A 20,109-nucleotide genomic window follows, 5' to 3' on the forward strand; every position below is an offset into this window, starting at 1 on the left:
ATTCTGGCTGATATCCCGTATACGTTAAATGTCCAGGCAGTTTTTTGCTCCACAGCTATGACGATAGATTCTCGTTTTGGCTGTGGAGCTTTTTATTGCTTCCCAGTAATAGCCTTATGTAAGTGCGCGGGAAAATTAGCTTGACAACAGCATTACATCCCTAAGGCTCCTTATGCGCTCAAAATTCTGATACCAGCAGCATTCCCTGATCACGCGAACTCCGCTCAAGTATCTCCTGATTCTGAGCCGGGAGAGCTCATCACTACAAGTAAGGCATTAACGCCAATGCCCTCTCACCACACCAGCTCACCCCTTCTACGTCGACCGCACGATCAAGCCATTTGTAGGACACACTTGCATACCTACCAACTGGATGGTATGTTTCGATCAGTTTCACACCTCCCCTACACCTACAGGGCACCGCGCCCAAAGTGGAATATCCCATGCAAGATTGGAAGCAAACTCGAAAAGACGTCAGCGCCCGCCTAGTGCAACTGAATGGCCTATCCCCAGAGACCATGAAAGGTATGGCTTCTTTAGGGAGCGCCGGCGAAAGAACAAACCACCTCGACGCTAAGACTCGTGAACTGATCTCACTCGCAGTTGCCGTCACCACCCGTTGCGACGGCTGCATCGCTTTCCACGCAGCTGAGGCCAAAAAGCTCGGCGTAACGACTGAAGAGGTCTCAGAAGCTTTGGGCGTTGCGATTAATATGAACGCTGGCGCTGCATTGGTTTACAGCACTCACGTTTTGGATGCATTCGATAAATCTTGATACCCAGCAGTGCGGAAGGATCAATAATAGTAGAGGCTTAGCTACCCCCGTCGCCAATTAAATCTGAGAAGTCGCTAAAGCCCTATAAGCTGTTCTGCATGCCATTAGCCAACCACGTCGTTGTGCTGATGGCCTGCCGATGAAATCAAAGTCTTTACATTATCCGAACTTCGTTATCGCTGATACTCCGGCTGAAGCGTAACTGTGTTCAAGCAAAGGCTACGCTGGGCTAAACATGGCCTGGCCGGTCGTAAAGCGGAGCTTAGCTTGCCTATACGCCAGTCGGACACTTAGCCCAGCAACATCCTGACGCGCTTCCTACACTCATTCGGACAGTCAATTTGAGAGCGCATTGCAATTTTAGACCGACCTACAGAACATCCTTTAAGTCAGCTAAGATTGCTTTCTTCAACGCGGCAGCCGATCGAGAGCCGGCCAAAACCAAACGTAATCGCCCTTCGTGGAAAATCGCCAAGGATGGAACCGACCGGATACCATACATCTGGGAGATCGTGGGCGAAACAGCCACATCAATCTTCCCGAATGCGGCGCACGACTGCAGCTTTTCTGCCAGTTCATTAAAAACCGGTTTCATTTCTTGACAGGGCTTGCACCAGGACGCCGAAAACAGCACAGCGCAGCTACCTTTTGCAACGAATCGGGCGAACTCTCCGGCTTTCACGTCTACAATACGGCTCATCTGCACTTCACCCACAACATCATTCCAAACCCAGGAATTGCGGCACCAACAGTGCCGAAGCATCTCTGGTACTAATTACATCCATCAAGCCCGCAAACTTGACTGCTGGACGACTCATGTCCGTCATTTGGTTCGAAATACATTTGATTGAGTGCTTGGGAAAATATCTCTTGAGGCTGAGCCCCTGAAATAGAAAATGAACTATTGAAAACAAAAAACGGGACGCCCGAGTGAAATTGGCCCATAGCACGCTCGTCTTCCTGCATCCGGTGAAACAATTCATTAGATGACCACGCGAGTCGAATCAACTCATCAGAAACACCTACAGATTTTGCAATCGACTCTAAACTACCTCGGTCAAATAGTGACTTACCCTGGGTAGTACTTTGCTCATAGAGCGCCTCCATCAAGTGCGTCTTCAATACTTCATCGTCAATCGCTTTGACGAGGACATGCGCATCCGCGGTGTCACCAAACATCATGGTTTCGAAACGGTAATCAAGCCCTGAAGATTGGCCATATTGCTTTACCGTACTCATCATATTCAAAGCAGCGATTGAACTACCTAATTTGACTTTAAGGGCTCTCACCATAGGCTCAGCAGCATGGTTAGGGGCAAGACGATACGCTCTCACGTTTACCTGAACATCGTCTTTGTACGGAAAGTCCTCAAGCGCATTCTCAAAACGACGCTTGGCGACCCAACACCAAGGACAGACGAAATCAGACCAAACATCTACTACAAACTTTTTCGAAATAGTGCTCATACACCCCTCTATACTGAAATAAATAAAAAACGCTGCTACCCCAATGAGCAAAGTTAAAAAACCGTTTAAAAACAAAAAGCAACGAGCTCAATTACAATAGCAAAGGTAGCAACGCCAGTAGGCCTTACCTACTGGCGCTCTCAAGGTTGTAAAGATGTAAGATCTGATGATTATCAGTCCTCACGAACCTCGAGGGTTGGCACCATGCGGATGGTTTTGGAGAAATTCGCGTAATTAACTGATGTTTTAATTACATTTTCGTGCAGTTCTTCTACACGCTCACGAGGCGCATCGGTGTGAAGACGGATTACGACCCGCACTTGGTCGTACCCTGGGTTTACGCTCTCGTCGATGCCCAGAAAACCACGCAAATCAAGAGTGCCGTCGGTCTCAATTTCCAGACTGTGGATTTTAATGCCCATCATGGCTGCGTTAGCTGCGTAACCTACCGCCATACAGGCGTTCAGCGCGGCCATCAGCAGCTCTTGAGGATTTGGCGCCGAGTCCTGACCTAACAGTTCAATTGGCTCATCGGCGACGATTTCGAAATCACGCGAATAGGTTTCACCGGCTAAGCTGTAACGGCTGACTTTCGCCACAGAGCGCGTCTGGCCTTTCCACTGGGTATTGACGTTGAAGCTCGCGTGACGCTTATTCGCATCCTCCGCAACACCTTGAGCAAACTGCTGCAGAGCTACGACATCAATACCATTCAGATTAGTTGTCATTAAAAAACCCTCTATTGAACGCATTTTTTGGCTGGATAAATGTTACGCACAGCAATCCTACCTATTAGTAGGTTTGCTAGCAATAAAATTCTTTGACCTGGTACCCCACCTCCCACGTGCTAACAGTGCGATCAGCTCCTATCCCTGATTAAACGTAGCTCATGGCGAAGTACCGCCTGTCCGATCTGACAGGCGGAGAAACGCTTGGAAGGTGTGCGCGAACCGAAATCCTATTTGTGGGATTAGATCAGCTGTAGCGGTGGACTGAAAAAAAAAGGGGGGGGGGGGGGGGGGGGGGGGGGGAGAAATATGAAGCCCACCTAATAAGATGGGCAAACACAACGTGAAAGGCTTCCTACTGATTTTGGCAACCTGATTCTCAGTTTATATTACGAAACGACAATATTATTCAATATCAAATCAAACCCAGACTGATCAACAACTGTATCATTGAGCGCCCAAGATACAAAACTGCTACCCTCAAGCAAGCTCAATATCGCCCGTGAAACTGTTCTGGGATTGAGATCCGCCTTTATAACCTTTTCAGATTGACCCAATGCGAGATTATTTTCCAACCAAGCAATATGGATTTCAAAAAACCTCCTAGTCAAATCCTTAAGACTGTCCGGCAGAGCAGAAAGTTCGGCAGCGAGCGCACCACATAAGGGTAGCATTCCATTTTTTGAGCTATCAATAAACAGCTTAGAAAATTCCCTCAACCGAACGATCGTGTCGGAACTCTCTTCATTTATCAATTCTAGACTCTTCACAAACCTAAAAAGATAGCTATCAATAACGGCAATTCCAAGCCCTTCCTTTGTAGGAAAGTGATGATGAATACTCGCCTTTTTTATACCAATTTCGTCAGCCAAATCGGCATAGCTAAATGCAGCGTACCCTTTGGTACGCAGCAACAGCTCGGCAGTGGTTAAAAGGTCAGAACGAGTACTCATAAATCTTACCTTGCATTATTGACATACGCATATTAACTGCTTTACAGCAACGATTCAACTTAAAGCGATGAAAGCACGTCATAAACCGCGCTCTCATCGGCATTAAGCTATACTCCTACATGGCTCGAACTGCCCTCTATTTTTTCCGAGCGTACAGCTTTGGAACGGACGGCCTTTGCCCAACCCAGCATTAGAGCTCCAGCGACTAACGGTATAGATAAAACAGTATATGTTCCATTAGGATAATCGAAACCCAATAGCACCAGCACTACGAGCAAGAAACCCAGGGTCAGCCAAGAGGTAAACGGAGCACCAGGCATTCTAAACGAGACCATCTCGGCTTCACCTCTCTTCACCGCACGACGGTACATTATTTGAGAAAGTACAATGAATGCCCAAGTGGAAAGGATCCCCAGAGAAACTAGATTAAGCAGCAGCTCAAATAGCTGGGACGGAATTAGAAAATTCAATAGCACGCCAAATACATTGATCCCCATTGTCACTAAGATCCCCATATAAGGAACCCCTTGGGTGCTCATACGTTTAAACATCTTTGGGGCAGATCCTCCCATGGCTAGCGATCTCAGTACCCGCCCCGTTGCGTACAAGCCTGAGTTCAGACTAGAGAGTGCGGCAGTCATTACAACGATATTCATAACGGAGCCAATTCCAGGAATGCCGAGCGCTTCAAAGAACGTCACGAAAGGGCTGACATTAGCGCTGTAGGCCGTCCACGGCAATACAGTGACTAACAAGAATACCGAGCCTACGTAAAAAAGGCCTATTCTCCAAACCACGCCATTGATTGCTTTAGGGATGACCCTTTTAGCATCTGCCGTCTCACCAGCAGCGGTTCCCACCAATTCTATACTCGCATAAGCAAAAATTACGCCTTGCACGATAATAATCGCCGGCAGAAAGCCATGGGGAAAAACACCTCCATTATCCGAGATCAAATGCAGACCCGGGATGTGCCCCGCCACCTCGTGGCCAGTTGCAAAAAAGAACGAGCCGACAATCAAAAAAATGCTGATAGCTGCCACCTTAATAACAGCAAACCAAAACTCCATTTCACCAAACCATTTGACACCAACCATGTTCATCAATGTCACAACGCCCAAGGCGCTAAGCGCGAATATCCACTGTGGGACGTCCGAAAAAACGCTCCAGTATTTCATGTATATCGCAATCGCTGTTATGTCAACTACACCCGTTAGTGCCCAAACCAAGAAGTACATCCAGCCCGCTACAAAGGAGGCGCGCTCCCCCATAAACTCTCTAGTATAAGATACAAAACTCCCGCTGCTGGGGCGGTGCATAACCAGTTCACCCAATGCTCTTAGTATGAAAAAGGCGAAAACCCCACACACTAAATACACCACCGCAAGTGCAGGCCCGGCAATTTGAAGCCTGGCCCCTGCTCCCAAGAACAACCCAGTGCCGATAGCTCCGCCGAGTGCCATCATCTGCACATGGCGTTTTTTTAGGTGTTTTGAGTAGCCACTTTCATGAGAGTCAAGCCAGTTTGATCTGTCTCTCAATTCGTTTTCACACTGAACGGCTGGAACGGGCTGTACGTTTTTCTTTTTCATGTGTCACCCAAACAATTAATTTGCAGTTATTTTTCTTATCCCTTGCAAACTTAAGTCTTTCCTCCCCAGCTTCAAAGAGAAGAAAGAGAGCGCACCGCGCCTTCACCATTACGGTTATTAGGCCTCGCTCTAGAAATGTCCTAGCGCGCCATAAGCATCACATTTCGGTCGCAAAAGGCCGAAACCATCAGGCACTAAAAACCTACCATCTACTCGGTAGCCACGCAACATATTTTATAATCTAAGGATAACTATCTGTTTTTAAAGGCGTTTTTACTAAACGCAAACCAAATGGTAGACATTTAATAAATTTAGTACTTTAATCTCAGCGACACGCGCAACGACACGCCCCCCACTACTCAAGAAATGGCAGCCTGTATGAAAAAATATAAAACCGTGCAAACCCTGCTCGCCCATGCTTCTATCAACCCCAATCAGCATCATGGTTTCGTGAATACACCGGTTTACCGGGGCTCCACCGTAGCTTTTCCTACATCGGAATCGATGCGCGAGGGTCGCCAAAAATATTCGTATGGCCGGTGGAATAACCCTTCGACAGAGGCATTGACTCAGGCCCTCCAGCAGTTGGAGGGAGCGGAAGGCACGGTTCTTTGTCCTTCAGGGCTCTCGGCATGCACGACTGCCATACTGTCTGTCGTGGGAACTGGGGATCATCTGCTAGTTGCCGACAATGTGTATTCGCCGATAAGGGCTTTTTGTGAGCAGGTGGGTCAACGGCTGGGGATTGAGGTCTCGTTTTACGACCCGACAATAGGAGCCGGAATCGTTGACTTGCTCAAGCCGAACACTAAGGCGATCTATACCGAATCTCCTGGCTCCTTGACTTTGGAAATACAAGACCTCCCTGCTATAGTCCAGGTTGCACATGATCATGACATCCTAGTTATTGCAGACAACACTTGGGGCACCCCGCTTTACTTTCCTTCATTGGAACTTGGTGTTGATCTGTCCATCATGGCAGCTACGAAATATATCGTCGGTCACTCCGATGCGGTTCTTGGCACCGTATCAGCCTCCAAGCGCGCGTGGGACAGCCTCAAACGATTCCATTTCAGCATGGGCTTATTTGCGAGTCCAGATGACGTGACGCTGGCGCTCCGGGGCATGAGAACACTTGATGTGCGACTGGAGCGTCATTACAGAAACGCTACGATTGTCGCCAAGTGGTTGGAGACACGCGAGGAGGTGAAAGCGGTTTATTATCCTGCATTAGAATCTCACCCTCAGCACCAGTTATGGAAGAGGGATTTTAAAGGAGCGTCCGGTTTACTCTCCTTCGTGACCAAACCTTCAACACAAGTCGCGGCAGATGCACTTTTGGATAGCCTATCGTTGTTTTCAATTGGTTACTCTTGGGGTGGTTTTGAAAGCTTGGCGATGATTGCCGACCCCAAACCCGTCAGAAGTGCGACCTCTTGGGAAGTCGACGGGCACCTGGTGCGGCTTCATATCGGTCTTGAAGATCCATCTGATCTTATCTCCGATCTCGAAGAAGGCTTTGCGAGGTTCAATATGTTACGTAGCCAGCAGATTATCGAATACTCATGAAACTGTGTTAGGCACAGCGCATTATGGGCTGTGCCTAACGCGTGAAGGCGATCAACCCGAAGGGTTTGGCCGCCCGGCACCAACTCATGTTCTCGCTTCATAACTCGACCCGGTGTCGCGGCAGCAAAAGTCGTTTTCCAAACAGGAATACGGTGTTCGAGGGAGGGCAGATGCAAAGTTTCCTGAAGTGGTCAGCTCATTTCTCGTTTGTCAATGAGTAACACCTGACACACTCGAACGAACCAGAGGCGCTTTCTTGTCGGTCTTACTTTACTCAATGTTTGTAAATACTTGACACTCAAACCCACTGGGCCATCACGAGGATAACCGCTGGAAGTGCTAATCCTGCCAGCATGGTCTGGCAAGCGATGATCCCAGCCATAAGGGGGGCGTCTCCCCCTAATTGCCTTGCCATGATGTAGGAGGATGAGGCTGTGGGCAGTGCCTGGAATAGAAGTGCTGCAACCGCGGCCTTTCCTTCAAGTTCGAATAGGTGGCACGCCAAAAGCGTAACCAGTGGCATGATTAAAAACTTGGTCAGCGACGAGTAACCCACCGGGCGAAACCATTGCTTTATGCTTCCGAACTCAAGCGCAGCACCAACACAGAGCAATCCGAGCGGCAGTGACGCTTGTCCCAAGGCCTTGAGCATCGGCTCAATACCGACAGGCAGTCCCCAGCCCGAGACCTGGACCAATCCGCCGGCGAAGCACGCGAGTATCAGTGGGTTCAATGCCAACTGCTTTAGGACTTTGCTAAATGGCATCCTGCCGGCTGACCCGTACTTCGCGAATACCATTACGCACAGAATGTTCACGCTGGGCACTATGGCCGCGTTCGCGACCGCTGCCAGGGCTATACCCTGCACACCGAACAAGCCCGCGGCTGCCGACACGCCTACGTAATTATTGAAACGTATCCCCCCCTGAAAAACCGAAGTGAACGCAGCATCGTCGATGGTGATCAGCGACTTCGCGCCCAACAGCATCAACGATACCACCGCAGTCGAGAATACGAGCACCGAAACCATGCTTTGAAAGGGCACGCCATCAAGGTTGGCGGTCGCCAATCCGTGAAAGAAAAGAGAAGGCAGCAACACGTAATACGCCAAGCGCTCTGCCTGCGCCCAAAAAGTATCCGTCAGAAATTGCCGACGCTTGAGCCACGCACCCAGCACGATCAGTAGCGCGATGGGCAGCAAGGCAGTCAACAAGGAAAGGGTCATACGCGTGCCTTGGTTTTTTGTACCGACGGTTCACATCTCACAATCGGCCGGCTCATCAGCGGCATGTCTACGGCAGGTCCAGTGATCATGGGGCCCTCAAGAACTCACTTGAATGAGGGCCACAATAAGAGGTCGGACTCCAAAATAAAAACGTTTTAAACTTCAGCAATCAACAAGTATTTCTCATGGTTTATCGTGCAAGACATGCGCTTTCAACGCGTTCGCCAGGGCTGCCGCCAGTCGCCCAAGCGGACGATCTTCGCGCTCCAGCAATACCACGCGCCTGGTTTTTTGAGGCATGCCGAACGGCTCGACGGCCAGTGTCGTCATGCTTACGACTTGATGTTCGGAAAGCGGAATGATGGATACGCCCAGTCCGCTTGAGACCATCTGGATAATCGCATCCTGGCTATCCAGTTCCATGCTGGTCTGCACACGCAGCCGCATAGCGCGAAGCTCTCGCTCAATGGTACGACCTGCCCAGGCGCGACGATCAAATCGAATGAACGGCTGGCTTTTGAGTAGAAGCTTCAAGTCCTCATGCGCATGAGACACCGGCGCGATGATCCAGAACCCTTCCTCGTAAAGTACCGTGCTTGCCAGGCCATAAGGGTGTGGCTTCACCGGCTCCGTGGTGATCGCAACGTCAAGCTCGCCCGCCTCCACGCGCGTGGCCAACTCAGCGGACATTCCCGACGCAACAGTGATGCGCAGGTGAGGATGCTCAGCACGCATTGCCGACAACGCGAGGGGCAAGACGCTCGCCAGCGCTGTATGAATGGCACCGATTCTGAGCCTGCCGCGCAACTCAGTGTCGCCTCCAATCTCGGAGGAGATCCCGTCGTATAAGGCTAGAATTTCTCGCGCGCGCTCAACGGCAATATGGCCTGCATCCGTCAGCACCGGCAACCGTCGTGAGCGGTCAAACAGGCGTGTATTGAAATCCTCCTCCAAAGACCGAACATGAAGGCTGACAGCTGATTGGGTGAGATGCACCGCGTCCGCTGCTCTGACGAAAGAACCGTGTTGGGCAATGGCAAGCAGTGTTCGAAGTGCGCGTAGAGACATAGCCATCATCCAACAAGTTGATGAGCGAGTTTACCAGTTGGTGCAGGCGTCTTGTTTGGACGCAGACATCTCCCCTGCAATCCAATATGACCTGTGGCGAAATAGCGCACCCAGGAAAAATTTACTTCACTCTATAAAGCGGGCTAAATAGCCGCCCCTTCGCGGCGATTTCAGTTATGAGTTCGTTGAAACACATCCGTCCCTGGATTGCATGCCTGGCCGTCTTGCTGAACATGTTCGCCATGCCGCTGAGCCGTGCGATGCAGACGCCAGACGTGAACCTGATGCTTTGGGGCGGGTTCTGTTCGGGCGGGAACTCGAGTGCCGTTCCTAAAGATCTTGGCAAGGTGATTGATGCCTTGCAGTCACCCCAATCGAAACCTGTCATGCAACACGGCGACTGCTGCTGTGGGCATGCAGGATTGGCAGCATTACCCTCTGACTACTATCGCCATTTCCTACCGCAATACACACCCGATACCGCCCTCGAAAATTCTGAACTACCGACGCTGCATCCAAGGATTCGTTGGCCCAGTCTAAGTCCACGCGCCTCTCCTTTCGCCTGATCACAACACCGCTTAAAACCTGCGGTGCTGCCCTCTTTAAATTCTTTTAGCGACCTGCGACGGACGCTGAACGCCCTAAAAGTTTCTTGATCATCAGGAAGTGCGTGCTATGCCTGCTTCAACTACTTTGCGCCCAGCAAAGGCCTTGTCTGTGTCTCGTCCCCTATGGCCCCTGTTTTCAATAGGCATGCTGGCGTTGAGCCCGCTGTCAGTGGCATTAGCTGAAGCCAGCAAGATCGAAAATTCAACCCTGACCCTGGGTGCGGTCAGCATTCAGGGCTCGGCAAGCGACCCTTTAAGCACAAGTGGTGTACTTAGCTCAGTTGATATTCTGGGTGCTGACATCCTTGAAAAGATGCCGGTCAACTACAGTTGGGAGCTGTTCAGCCGCGCACCAGGAGTGATGCTGACTGAGTTCAACCAAGGCACAACCTCGGGCAAAATCTCGTTCCGCGGCTTCAACGGCGAAGGCGAAGTGAATGCGGTCAAATTGCTGATCGACGGCATCCCGAGCAACAGCAATGACGGCAACATGCCGTACATGGACATGATTTTTCCCATGGAATTGGACGCCATCGAGGTGGTGCGTGGCACCAGCGATGCGCGTTATGGCCTGAACAACATTGCTGGCAACGTCAATATGATCACCCGCACCGGGGGTGATTACACCAAAGCGCGACTGCGGTATGGCAGCTTCAATACTCAGGAAACACAACTCGCCAAAGGCATCGAAGGTAGCAACTGGACGCAGAACTATTTCTTCGCTTATCAGAAAGCCGATGGCTACCGCAAACACGCCGAGGCCGACAAATTTTCGATGTCGGGCAAATGGTTCTACACGCCGGATGATGACAGCTACCGTATCGGCCTTATTGCTCGTCACTACGAAACAGAGGCTCAGGAGCCAGGTTATCTAGCTGAAGAAGATGCACGTCATCATCCGGAAATGACCAACAGCTTCAACGCTACTGACAAGGGTACGCGTCGTATGAACCAGGTCAGTCTGCATTTCGATACAGACTTGGCTGATACCCTCGCCTGGTCAGCGAAGGCCTACGTCAACACCTTCGATGACAGGCGCTGGACGCAATACTGGAGTACAAGCGCTCAGCAGGAACGCGACGCCTACGAGACGCAATATGGCGCACTCACCTCCCTGACCTGGCGACCTGAAGTCAGCTGGCTCTACGATTTCGCCCTCGAAGGTGGTGCAGACGTACAGCAGCAGCAAAACAAAAGTGAGCGATATCGCACCAGAGACCGCTCACGTCTAGCTACCACCCGCGACCAGCAGTTCGACTTCGACACCTACGGCGCTTACATCCAGGCCGAAATCAAACCTTTCGAATCACTTAAGATCGTACCGGCGTATCGGGTCGACAAGATCCAGGGCGACTTCACTAACGAAATGACCGGCACAGACTACGACATCAACGACTACGGGCTGATCAAGCAGCCAAAGTTCAGCGTTGCCTATTCTCCGTGGGACGTTGCCAGCTTCTATGCGAACTGGGGGCGTACCTTTCAAGTGGGCACCGGGGCGGCGGCTTACAAGATTCCACCCAGAGATACTGACCTAGCCCCTTCGATCAACGAGGGCTGGGAAACAGGCATAAAGTTCACCCCGGCTGACTGGGTGGATGGACGCGTCGCCTATTGGCAGCAAGAGGCCTCGGGGGAAGTCAGTCGCCGGCTGAACGACCCCAGTGGCGAGTCAGACAACGTCGGTGAAACTCGGCGGTGGGGTTATGACTCGCAGATGAACCTGCACCCGAACGATCGTACCGAAATATGGATGGCGTACTCCTGGCAGTATTCGAAAATCCTCCAGCCGAGCGCCACTCTGCCTAATAGCAAAGGTCAGGAAATCGACCATATCCCACATCACCTGTACAACGCCGGCATCAGCTATGACGCGACACCTGCATTACAGCTGACTGCCTGGATGAACGGTCAGACTAACTACTACCTTGAACGGGAAAACACGAAGGGAACTTATGGCGGCTACGTGCTGATGAACCTTGGCGCAACCTACAAGGTAACGCGGTCAGTGAGCGTCGATCTGCAACTGAAGAACCTCACAAACCGATATTACGAATACGTCTGGTACGACCCGGACGGTGCTCAGGCATCCCTGCACTCGCCAGGTGATGGTCGCGCGTTTTATACCGGAGTGACCGTGGATTTCTAGGGGCGATAATGACTGAAGCTTTTCGGTTTCAGTCATTAGCTAGACAGTTCGGCAGTGTGCTCACTGTCGCTCGTCTTTCGGACCGGGCTCATTTCACGAAAAAACATTCGCCTGTACTCAGAAGGCGAGGTGCCGAGCTGAGCGCCAAATTGTTGCCTCAAGGATAAGGGGGTGCCAAAACCTGCTTCACCCGCTACACACTCAATGGGTAGGTCAGTCGTTTCCAACAGCTCCTGCGCTCTGACAACGCGCTGGGCATTCAACCATTTAGAGACGGTGCTGCCAGTAGCCTCCCTGAAGCGTCGTGTGAAAGTGCGCCGACTCATCTTCGCCATGTCTGCCAACACGTCGAGCGTCAGATCATTGGAGAGATTCATCCGAGCCCACTCCAGTACATCAGACAAATGCGTCTCTCTAGATAGATGCGGCACAGGATATTCTATGTATTGAGCTTGCCCCCCCTGCCTATGTGGCGGAGTGACCAGCATTTTCGCGGTGCGATTCGCGGCCTCGGCTCCAAGTCGTTCGCGTACCAAATGAAGGCAACAATCGATTGCCGCCACGGTTCCTGCTGACGTCACGATATTCTCAGCGCTGACATAGAGCACCTCTGGCCTGAAACGAACATTTGGGAAACGTCGCGCAAACTCGTCTCGGGCGGTCCAATGAGTGGTTGCTTCCTTGCCATCAAGTAGCCCGGCATCTCCGAGCACAAATGCGCCTAGACACAACCCAACGATGAGCTTTCCTTCGGAATTGGCGAGTTGAAGCGCTGCCACCAGTTCGGTAGATGCAAAAACCGATTGATCCCCCCACGCCGGGATGATGATCAGGTCAGATGCCGCCATCAATTCCAGGCCCTGAGTGACCTCTAAACCGAGGCCTTGATCGCTTGCCACCATTCCCGGCGTCTCTGCGCAGTATTTGATCTCGTAATGAGGTTCGCCAGGCGCGGACTGAGTTGCCCCCAACACCATCCCGGGTACAGAAAGATGGAACAGGCTTACGCCATCAAAAGCCAAGACAGCAACACGTATGGAATGCATCAGGTAGCCTCGGTTTGGCCCAATGGGCTTGTCGTTACGCTCGCAGGTATCTGGGCGCGCGCCCTCGGTTAAATGCTTGGCAGAGGCTGAATTGAGCTGTCGCCTCCCCCTCTTTCCGTTCTGGAAACGAAAAACTGATTGGCCCGATTATATCGAAATATGTCATTCAGGCCACTGTCAGTCTTGAAAGCATTCAGCAAGAATGAAGCCTTGAGGTACCAACTGGAGACTGAATTCATGAGTTTTAAAACGCTTCGCTTTGCACTAAGCATGGCTTGCGCAGCCGCGACCACGTCGGCATTCGCGGGCACAAATGCCCCAACGGCACCTGACGCGTCCCCTAAAATGGATCTACAGCAAGTTCGTAACGCGACGTCCAAAATCACCTACGGTGAAACGACATTCCTGATCGATCCGATGCTCGCCAAAAAGGGCGCTTACCCAGGATTTGAAAATACCTACCGCAGTAACCTTCGAAATCCATTGGTTGATCTGACCGAGTCACCTTCTGAGGTTATCGCCGGCGTCGACGCAGTGATCGTCACTCACACGCACCTTGATCACTGGGACGACGCCGCGCAAAAAGCCCTACCTAAAGACATCCCTTTATTCACTCAACATGAGGACGATGCGAAGCTGATTCGTTCACAAGGCTTCAAGAATGTGCGCGTCCTGGAAGGCGACGCTGAATTCGGCGGCGTCAGAATTACGAAAACCGGTGGTCAACATGGCACAGATGAAATGTATGCCGTGCCAGCCCTGGCAAAGCCGTTAGGTGAAGCCATGGGGGTGGTCTTTCAAGCGCCAGGCTACAAGACCCTTTACCTTGCCGGTGACACGGTCTGGCGTAAAGAGGTAGACCAGACCATTGAGAAGTATCACCCCGAAGTGATCGTACTGAATGCAGGCAAGGCAATGATGACCGGATATGAGGGGTCGATCATCATGGGTGAGGAAGATGTTCTACGCGCCGCTCAGGCTGCGAAATACGCGAAGATCGTCGCCGTACACATGGATGCAATCAATCACATGTCCCTGACTCGTGAAGAACTGCGCACCTATGTCAAAAAGCACGGTATTGAGAACCGTGTAGCGATTCCGGAAGACGGCGCTTCACTGGAGTTCTGATTTATTGGGCCGCCATTGACGCTGATTGACTCACGCAAACAGCTCGGCCCAAGAAACATCATCACGTTGTTCATTTGACTGGAGATCGTTCATGAACCGAGGTCTTGTAGTAGTTGATCTACAAAACGAATACCTGCCCACTGGCAAATTGCCTCTAACCGACATCGAACACGCTGCCGCAAATGCGCTGCGGGTTATCACCCACGCGCGGGATGCAGGTATTCCAATTTTTCACGTACGGCATGAATCAGTCGAAGGCGCTCCAATTTTTGCTAAAGGAACCGCCGGTGCGAAAATTCAATCCGCTGTTGCTCCTGTCGGTGACGAACCTGTCATCGTCAAGAAGCACATTAACGCCTTCCGGGAAACTGATCTCAAGCAGCAATTGGATGCCCTTGATATTCAAGAAATCGTGGTCATCGGTGCGATGAGCCACATGTGCATCGACGCGCTGGTCCGTGCAGCAGTGGACATGGGCTATGCAGTTACTGTGCTGCATGATGCCTGCGCCACGCTGGATCTCACGTTTGGCGGGGTAAGTGTTCCTGCCGCTCAAGCGCATGCAACGATAATGGCAGCGTTTGAGTTCGGCTATGCCACCGTCAAACCGGTAGACGAATATCTATCGGCCTAGCGGGTGTCGACTTGACTCTGGGGCCCCTTCGGGGCCCTGGCTTTCAACATCATGCACAAACAATCTGATGGCGCCGGCGTCGTACCAAGCATCCATCGTCTCAGATTGAATGGGGTATTACCCATTAACCTTGGTTGTGCGCTAGCTGATTATGCTAATTTTTTAAACAAGCCTGATTTGCAGCGCACGATAAGCTGGATACCGGCAGGCCTCGAGAAAATAACCGTTTCTTGAACCGCCTCGCTCAGCTTACGCAGCCAAGGCCGAACAACAGTCATGCGGTCGACATGTGCATTCGCGACAAGCCTCAACAATCCCGCCAATATTTATATTTCAGGAGGGTCGCACCAGCGCCGAAGACATGGACGCGGGTATGCGCTTGGGCTGTAACCAGCCGATTGGCCCGCTGGCATTGGCGGACCTGATCGGCCTGGACACTGTGCTGGCCATCCTTGAGACTTTGTGTGAAGGCTTCAACCACAGTAAATACCGGCCTGCTCCGTTGCTAAAAGAAATGGTCGCTGCTGGCTATCTAGGACGCAAACAGGACCTGGTTTTCACCTTTACACATGAGCATTATCAGCGGCTAAAACCAAATCTATGCGCCAGTTCAGAGGAAGATCATTGCTCAAACTCAATGAAAAGCTATTAGATGGTTGAAGTCGTGAGGCCAGACGTGACGAGGAGTCGAGACAGGAGTGCCTCGTTTCTTTCCAAGTGTTCATACGCTCATCCCGCCTATTGCCGTTCCGACGTGTCAATAGTCAGCTTTTGCAACCTGCCAGTGCCGCTTTGCAACGGTGCACTAAGGCCGATCCACTCACCCACGATCGGCTGGCCGGCTCGGGATACGCGCGCCATCAATTGGACTTCGGGGAAGTTCGATGGTTTCAACTGCGGCCGCCACTGGCTTGCAGCTTCTCGGTGGCCCGGGTGATGCCGCCCTGCAGCGCCTCACGGGATTTTTCACCTTCCGGCAGCTGCGCGAGAAGACGCCTCCAGTAGTCGATCGCCTCCTGATAGCGCTCGCCTTCAAACGCGACGATGCCCAACAGGCCGAGGCTGGTGACCTCCTTGGGATCGAGCTTGAGCGCTTCGTCAGTCAAGGCCTGGACCTTATCCGACCATTTCTTGCCATCGGCAAAATACTGCGCCTGGGCCCACTGGCTCAACAGCTCCGGCTGACGGCCCGCGACCGCCACGGTTCGCTCGAAAATCCTTGCCGCGTCCGCCGGGCGATCCTCGGCCATATAGGTCCGACCTAGGAAATATAGGCCCTTGGCAGAATCCGGTTTTGCCGTGACCGCGCGCTCCAGACGCAAGGTCATTTCTTCCATGGACTGTGGCGCCTGGGCAAACTCGCGGGTCAATTCGACTTTGTCGCTGGCGCCGAAATGCAGGTACAGCGCCAGGCCCAACACCGGCACCAATACGGCGGCGAGCAACGGCAACGGTTTGCCTGGCCGGGATTCGCGCGGCGCATCGGCGCCCTTGGTGTCGGCGAGCAGTTCACGAGCGGCTTCGGCGCGACCGGTGTCCAGTTGCGCGGCGTTCAGCACGCCCTTCTCTCGCTCGGCCTGTAGTTCGGCCACTCGCTCCTGATACAGAGCCACGTTGAGCGCGGTACGGTCTTCTTCCAATTGGGCGCGACGGCCACGCAACAGGGGGTTCAACAGGAAACTCAAGGCAACTAGGAGAAGCAGACCTGCGGCGAGCCAGAAATTAATCATGCATGGTTTTATCCAAGAGCAGATCGAGATGCTGGCTGCAATACCATCAACCAACGTTTCATGCAGTGGCTCCCGTCACGCCCAGGGCTTCACGCACCCGGGTTCTCACCTTGACTCGATAACGCCGATCCAGCGCCGCCAGCACCCCGCCCAGGCCGGTGAGCAAGCCACCGAACCAGATCCAGCGCACGAACGGCTTGACATGAACGCGCACCGCCCACGCGCCGTCGCCCAGGGACTCGCCCAGGGCCACGTAGAGATCGCGAGTGAACCCGGCATCGATCCCGGCTTCGGTCATGACCGAGTTCTGCACGGTGTAGAGGCGTTTTTCCGGGTGCAGCACGGTGATTTCCTGGCCGTTGCGAATGACCCGCACAGTGCCTTTGTCAGAGGTGAAGTTCGGCCCTTCGAAATGCTTGGCGCCTTCGAACACGAACTGATAACCCCCCAGGTCCATCGACTCCCCCGGCGCCAGGCGCAGGTCGCGCTCGGCACTGTTCTGGCTGGACAGCACCACGCCCAAGGCGCAGACGGCGATACCCAGGTGGGCAATCTGCATGCCCCAATAACTGCGGGTCAGGGATGGCAGGCCTTTGATCAGGCCTTTGTGGCGGGTCTTGTCGAAGATGTCCCGGACACCGGCCAGCAACACCCAGGCCGCCAGTACAAACGTCGCCAGCACCGCCCAGTTGAAATCGCCGTAGGCCACGCCGGCCACCACGGCCAGGGCGGCCGTGCCCAGCAGCACCGGGGTCAACATGCCCAGTAGCCACTTGACCGGGGTGTCTTTCCAGCGCACCAGCATGCCGATGGCCATCACCACCATCAGGATCGCCATCAGCGGGATGAACAACGCGTTGAAGTACGGCGGCCCCACCGACAGCTTGGCGCCGGACAGTGCATCGAGCACCAGCGGGTACAACGTCCCCAGCAGGATCATCGACGCCGCCACCACTAACACGAGGTTGTTGCCCAGCAGCAGGGTTTCCCGCGACCAGAGGTTGAAGCCGACCTGGCTCTTGACCACCGGCGCCCGCAGGGCGAACAGCGTCAGCGAACCGCCAACGACGAACAGCAGGAACATCAGGATGAACACACCGCGCTCAGGGTCCGAGGCAAAGGCATGCACCGACGTCAGCACGCCGGAACGCACCAGGAACGTGCCCAACAGGCTCAACGAGAACGCCGCGATGGCCAGCAGCACGGTCCAGCTCTTGAACACACCGCGCTTTTCCGTGACGGCGAGGGAGTGAATCAGCGCGGTACCTACCAGCCAAGGCATGAAGGATGCGTTTTCCACCGGATCCCAGAACCACCAGCCGCCCCAGCCCAGTTCGTAGTAGGCCCACCAGGAGCCCAACGTGATACCGACACCGAGGAAGGCCCAGGCGACGATGGTCCACGGGCGCGACCAGCGTGCCCACGCGGCGTCGAGGCGCCCGCCGAGCAACGCGGCAATGGCGAAGGCGAAGGCCACGGAAAAACCGACGTAGCCCATGTAGAGCATCGGCGGGTGAACGATCAGGCCGATGTCTTGCAGCAATGGATTGAGGTCGCGGCCATCCATCGGCATCTGCGGCAGGATGCGCTCGAACGGGTTGGACGTGACGATCAGGAACAGCAGGAAACCGGTGCTGATCATGCCCATGATCGCCAGTACGCGGGCGAGCATCACGCGTGGCAGTTGCCGAGAGAACACCGAGACGGCGAAGGTCCAGCCCGCGAGAATCAATGCCCACAACAACAGCGACCCTTCGTGGGCGCCCCACACCGCGCTGAACTTGTAATACCAGGGCAAGGCGCTGTTGGAGTTGCTGGCGACGTACTCCACGGAAAAATCGTCAGCCATGAACGCGTAGGTCAGGCAACCGAAGGCGAACAGCATGAACGTGAACTGCCCCCATGCCGCCGGCTGTGCCAGGCTCATCCACAACCGGTCGCCACGCCAGGCGCCGAGCAAGGGCACCACGGCCTGTACCAGGGAGAAACACAGGGCCAGGATCATCGCCAGGTGGCCCAACTCGGGAATAAAGATACCAGCCGTCATCGGTCAGCCCTCCTTCACAGGCGCGGGTGCCGACTGGCCGCTGTCTTTCAGGGCCTTGGTCACTTCCGGCGGCATGTATTTCTCATCGTGCTTGGCCAGCACTTCATCGGCGACCACTACGCCGTCAGCGTTGAGCTTGCCCAGGGCGACGATGCCCTGCCCTTCGCGGAACAGGTCCGGGAGAATGCCGCGATAGGCGATGGTCACGGTCTTGTTAAAATCGGTGACATTGAATTTCACGTCCAGCGAATCCCCGGAACGCACCAGCGAGCCCTGCTCCACCATGCCGCCGGCGCGGATGCGTGTGTCTTTCGGCGCTTCGCCATTGGCGATCTGGGTCGGGGTGTAGAACAGGTTGATGTTCTGCTGCAAGGCGCTGAGAGCCAGGCCGACCGCGGCACCGACACCCACCAGGATCGCCAGAATGATGACAAGACGTTTTTTGCGCAGCGGATTCACTGACCGTTCTCCCGGCGCAGACGACGCGCCTCTTGTTGCAGATACCGCTTGCGGGCCAGGATCGGCACCGCCACGTTGAGGGCCAGCACCACCAGGCAAATGCCATAGGCTGACCAGACATACAGGCCATGATGGCCCATGGCGAGGAAATCGCCGAATGAAGCGAAACTCATCGAGCGGCCTCCAGGCTGTTCTGTACTTCGGCCTTCACCCAACTGGCCCGGGACTCGCGCTTGAGCACTTCCAGGCGCATGCGCAGCAACAGCACCGCGCCAAAGAAACAGTAGAAGCCCAGTACCGTCAGCAACAGCGGCAGCCACATTTCGACGGGCATCGCCGGTTTTTCGGTCAGGGTGAAGGTCGCGCCCTGGTGCAGGGTGTTCCACCACTCCACCGAATATTTGATGATCGGGATGTTGATCACGCCGACAATCGCCAGCACCGCACAGGCCTTGGCCGCGCTGTCACGATTGCTGATGGCGTTGCCCAGCGCAATAAGACCGAAGTACAGGAACAGCAGGATCAGCATCGACGTCAGCCGCGCATCCCAGACCCACCACGAACCCCAGGTCGGCTTGCCCCAGATGGCCCCGGTGACCAGCGCCACGGCGGTCATCCAGGCGCCGATGGGGGCGGCACATTGCAGGGCGACGTCGGCCAGTTTCATCTTCCACACCAGCCCGACCACACCGCACACCGCCAGCATCACATAGATGGACTGGGCCAGCAGGGCCGTGGGCACGTGGATATAAATGATGCGAAAGCTGTTGCCCTGCTGGTAGTCCGGCGGGGCGAAGGCCAGGCCCCACACCACGCCAGAACCCATCAATAGCAGCGCGAAGAGACTCAACCAAGGGAGCAGTTTGCCGCTGATGCCGTAGAACCACTTGGGTGAGCCGAGCTTATGAAACCAGGTCCAGTTCATTGCTG

General features: G+C 53.8%; 18 protein-coding genes and 2 pseudogenes. 7 read left to right on the forward strand and 13 right to left on the reverse strand.

Annotation, left to right across the window (positions count from 1 at the left end; genetic code table 11):
* Positions 1–443: 443 nt before the first annotated feature.
* Entirely contained in the window at positions 444–776 is a 333-nt protein-coding gene (locus QOM08_RS17340) for a carboxymuconolactone decarboxylase family protein (RefSeq protein WP_039011348.1), read from the forward strand.
* A gap of 370 nt (positions 777–1,146) precedes the next feature.
* Here QOM08_RS17340 and QOM08_RS17345 read toward each other — a convergent pair whose 3' ends face one another.
* The 5 genes from QOM08_RS17345 to QOM08_RS17365 form a co-directional block, all read right to left on the reverse strand.
* Positions 1,147–1,476 carry a thioredoxin family protein gene (locus QOM08_RS17345; RefSeq protein ID WP_039012784.1) on the reverse strand — a complete coding sequence of 110 codons (330 nt, stop codon included), beginning with the start codon at positions 1,474–1,476 and terminating at the stop codon, positions 1,147–1,149.
* 71 nt (positions 1,477–1,547) lie between these two features.
* Positions 1,548–2,243, reverse strand: coding sequence for a DsbA family oxidoreductase (locus QOM08_RS17350; protein WP_053121595.1), 696 nt, complete (start codon positions 2,241–2,243; stop codon positions 1,548–1,550).
* Between the two features lie 173 nt (positions 2,244–2,416).
* Positions 2,417–2,971: an OsmC family protein gene (locus tag QOM08_RS17355; RefSeq protein ID WP_053121591.1), complete on the reverse strand. Its 555-nt coding sequence runs from the start codon at positions 2,969–2,971 to the stop codon at positions 2,417–2,419.
* Positions 2,972–3,360: 389 nt separating this feature from the next.
* Positions 3,361–3,924, reverse strand: a complete 564-nt coding sequence (locus QOM08_RS17360) for a TetR/AcrR family transcriptional regulator (RefSeq protein ID WP_039011342.1) — start codon at positions 3,922–3,924, stop codon at positions 3,361–3,363.
* Positions 3,925–4,031: 107 nt separating this feature from the next.
* Positions 4,032–5,516 carry an amino acid permease gene (locus QOM08_RS17365; RefSeq protein ID WP_053121574.1) on the reverse strand — a complete coding sequence of 495 codons (1,485 nt, stop codon included), beginning with the start codon at positions 5,514–5,516 and terminating at the stop codon, positions 4,032–4,034.
* 378 nt (positions 5,517–5,894) lie between these two features.
* Here QOM08_RS17365 and metC point away from each other — a divergent pair, with 378 nt between their 5' ends.
* Positions 5,895–7,085, forward strand: coding sequence for a cystathionine beta-lyase (gene metC / locus QOM08_RS17370; RefSeq protein WP_053121572.1), 1,191 nt, complete (start codon positions 5,895–5,897; stop codon positions 7,083–7,085).
* A 298-nt stretch (positions 7,086–7,383) separates the two neighbouring features.
* Here metC and QOM08_RS17375 read toward each other — a convergent pair whose 3' ends face one another.
* Positions 7,384–8,310 carry an AEC family transporter gene (locus tag QOM08_RS17375; RefSeq protein WP_039011336.1) on the reverse strand — a complete coding sequence of 309 codons (927 nt, stop codon included), beginning with the start codon at positions 8,308–8,310 and terminating at the stop codon, positions 7,384–7,386.
* 183 nt (positions 8,311–8,493) lie between these two features.
* The gene (locus QOM08_RS17380) at positions 8,494–9,378 is read right to left on the reverse strand and encodes a LysR family transcriptional regulator (RefSeq protein WP_041020834.1); all 885 of its coding nucleotides are present in this window, start codon (positions 9,376–9,378) and stop codon (positions 8,494–8,496) included.
* 176 nt (positions 9,379–9,554) lie between these two features.
* Here QOM08_RS17380 and QOM08_RS17385 point away from each other — a divergent pair, with 176 nt between their 5' ends.
* Both QOM08_RS17385 and QOM08_RS17390 read left to right on the forward strand, forming a co-directional pair.
* Positions 9,555–9,944: a DUF2946 domain-containing protein gene (locus QOM08_RS17385; RefSeq protein WP_080766460.1), complete on the forward strand. Its 390-nt coding sequence runs from the start codon at positions 9,555–9,557 to the stop codon at positions 9,942–9,944.
* A gap of 187 nt (positions 9,945–10,131) precedes the next feature.
* The gene (locus QOM08_RS17390) at positions 10,132–12,135 is read left to right on the forward strand and encodes a TonB-dependent receptor (RefSeq protein ID WP_163858855.1); all 2,004 of its coding nucleotides are present in this window, start codon (positions 10,132–10,134) and stop codon (positions 12,133–12,135) included.
* Between the two features lie 35 nt (positions 12,136–12,170).
* On the opposite strand, the gene QOM08_RS17395 is transcribed toward QOM08_RS17390, so the two are convergent.
* Positions 12,171–13,181 carry a GlxA family transcriptional regulator gene (locus tag QOM08_RS17395; protein WP_041020831.1) on the reverse strand — a complete coding sequence of 337 codons (1,011 nt, stop codon included), beginning with the start codon at positions 13,179–13,181 and terminating at the stop codon, positions 12,171–12,173.
* Positions 13,182–13,418: 237 nt separating this feature from the next.
* On the opposite strand from QOM08_RS17395, the gene QOM08_RS17400 reads away from it, so the two are divergent.
* The 3 genes and pseudogenes from QOM08_RS17400 to QOM08_RS17410 form a co-directional block, all read left to right on the forward strand.
* Entirely contained in the window at positions 13,419–14,309 is an 891-nt protein-coding gene (locus QOM08_RS17400) for an MBL fold metallo-hydrolase (RefSeq protein ID WP_039012782.1), read from the forward strand.
* A 91-nt stretch (positions 14,310–14,400) separates the two neighbouring features.
* Positions 14,401–14,943, forward strand: a complete 543-nt coding sequence (locus QOM08_RS17405; RefSeq protein ID WP_163854320.1) for a cysteine hydrolase family protein — start codon at positions 14,401–14,403, stop codon at positions 14,941–14,943.
* A gap of 322 nt (positions 14,944–15,265) precedes the next feature.
* A pseudogene (locus QOM08_RS17410) lies at positions 15,266–15,516 on the forward strand (3-hydroxyacyl-CoA dehydrogenase family protein); the annotation flags it as partial.
* A 165-nt stretch (positions 15,517–15,681) separates the two neighbouring features.
* Here the strand turns inward: QOM08_RS17410 and ccmI are convergent.
* The 5 genes and pseudogenes from ccmI to QOM08_RS17435 form a co-directional block, all read right to left on the reverse strand.
* Positions 15,682–16,673: pseudogene (gene ccmI, locus QOM08_RS17415) on the reverse strand (c-type cytochrome biogenesis protein CcmI).
* 58 nt (positions 16,674–16,731) lie between these two features.
* Positions 16,732–18,720 (reverse strand): heme lyase CcmF/NrfE family subunit, encoded by a 1,989-nt coding sequence (locus QOM08_RS17420; RefSeq protein WP_081352497.1) that lies wholly within the window; start codon positions 18,718–18,720, stop codon positions 16,732–16,734.
* Positions 18,721–18,723: 3 nt separating this feature from the next.
* On the reverse strand, positions 18,724–19,179 hold the full coding sequence (gene ccmE, locus QOM08_RS17425) for a cytochrome c maturation protein CcmE (RefSeq protein WP_081352496.1): 456 nt from the start codon (positions 19,177–19,179) through the stop codon (positions 18,724–18,726).
* Positions 19,176–19,352 carry a heme exporter protein CcmD gene (gene ccmD, locus QOM08_RS17430; protein ID WP_003199159.1) on the reverse strand — a complete coding sequence of 59 codons (177 nt, stop codon included), beginning with the start codon at positions 19,350–19,352 and terminating at the stop codon, positions 19,176–19,178. Before ccmD ends, ccmE begins: the two co-directional genes overlap by 4 nt.
* Positions 19,349–20,104 carry a heme ABC transporter permease gene (locus QOM08_RS17435; RefSeq protein ID WP_081352495.1) on the reverse strand — a complete coding sequence of 252 codons (756 nt, stop codon included), beginning with the start codon at positions 20,102–20,104 and terminating at the stop codon, positions 19,349–19,351. Before QOM08_RS17435 ends, ccmD begins: the two co-directional genes overlap by 4 nt.
* Positions 20,105–20,109 lie beyond the last annotated feature (5 nt).

Source organism: Pseudomonas sp. P105 (assembly GCF_032614175.1).
Lineage (GTDB): Bacteria > Pseudomonadota > Gammaproteobacteria > Pseudomonadales > Pseudomonadaceae > Aquipseudomonas > Aquipseudomonas rhizophila.

What these genes read in the sequence shown, in the direction of transcription:
- QOM08_RS17340 (WP_039011348.1), top strand. Translation starts at nt 444, where the DNA reads ATGCAAGATTGGAAGCAAACTCGAAAAGACGTCAGCGCCCGCCTAGTG.
- QOM08_RS17345 (WP_039012784.1), bottom strand. Translation starts at nt 1,476, where the DNA reads ATGAGCCGTATTGTAGACGTGAAAGCCGGAGAGTTCGCCCGATTCGTT.
- QOM08_RS17350 (WP_053121595.1), bottom strand. Translation starts at nt 2,243, where the DNA reads ATGAGCACTATTTCGAAAAAGTTTGTAGTAGATGTTTGGTCTGATTTC.
- QOM08_RS17355 (WP_053121591.1), bottom strand. Translation starts at nt 2,971, where the DNA reads ATGACAACTAATCTGAATGGTATTGATGTCGTAGCTCTGCAGCAGTTT.
- QOM08_RS17360 (WP_039011342.1), bottom strand. Translation starts at nt 3,924, where the DNA reads ATGAGTACTCGTTCTGACCTTTTAACCACTGCCGAGCTGTTGCTGCGT.
- QOM08_RS17365 (WP_053121574.1), bottom strand. Translation starts at nt 5,516, where the DNA reads ATGAAAAAGAAAAACGTACAGCCCGTTCCAGCCGTTCAGTGTGAAAAC.
- metC (WP_053121572.1), top strand. Translation starts at nt 5,895, where the DNA reads ATGAAAAAATATAAAACCGTGCAAACCCTGCTCGCCCATGCTTCTATC.
- QOM08_RS17375 (WP_039011336.1), bottom strand. Translation starts at nt 8,310, where the DNA reads ATGACCCTTTCCTTGTTGACTGCCTTGCTGCCCATCGCGCTACTGATC.
- QOM08_RS17380 (WP_041020834.1), bottom strand. Translation starts at nt 9,378, where the DNA reads ATGTCTCTACGCGCACTTCGAACACTGCTTGCCATTGCCCAACACGGT.
- QOM08_RS17385 (WP_080766460.1), top strand. Translation starts at nt 9,555, where the DNA reads ATGAGTTCGTTGAAACACATCCGTCCCTGGATTGCATGCCTGGCCGTC.
- QOM08_RS17390 (WP_163858855.1), top strand. Translation starts at nt 10,132, where the DNA reads ATGCTGGCGTTGAGCCCGCTGTCAGTGGCATTAGCTGAAGCCAGCAAG.
- QOM08_RS17395 (WP_041020831.1), bottom strand. Translation starts at nt 13,181, where the DNA reads ATGCATTCCATACGTGTTGCTGTCTTGGCTTTTGATGGCGTAAGCCTG.
- QOM08_RS17400 (WP_039012782.1), top strand. Translation starts at nt 13,419, where the DNA reads ATGAGTTTTAAAACGCTTCGCTTTGCACTAAGCATGGCTTGCGCAGCC.
- QOM08_RS17405 (WP_163854320.1), top strand. Translation starts at nt 14,401, where the DNA reads ATGAACCGAGGTCTTGTAGTAGTTGATCTACAAAACGAATACCTGCCC.
- QOM08_RS17420 (WP_081352497.1), bottom strand. Translation starts at nt 18,720, where the DNA reads ATGACGGCTGGTATCTTTATTCCCGAGTTGGGCCACCTGGCGATGATC.
- ccmD (WP_003199159.1), bottom strand. Translation starts at nt 19,352, where the DNA reads ATGAGTTTCGCTTCATTCGGCGATTTCCTCGCCATGGGCCATCATGGC.
- QOM08_RS17435 (WP_081352495.1), bottom strand. Translation starts at nt 20,104, where the DNA reads ATGAACTGGACCTGGTTTCATAAGCTCGGCTCACCCAAGTGGTTCTAC.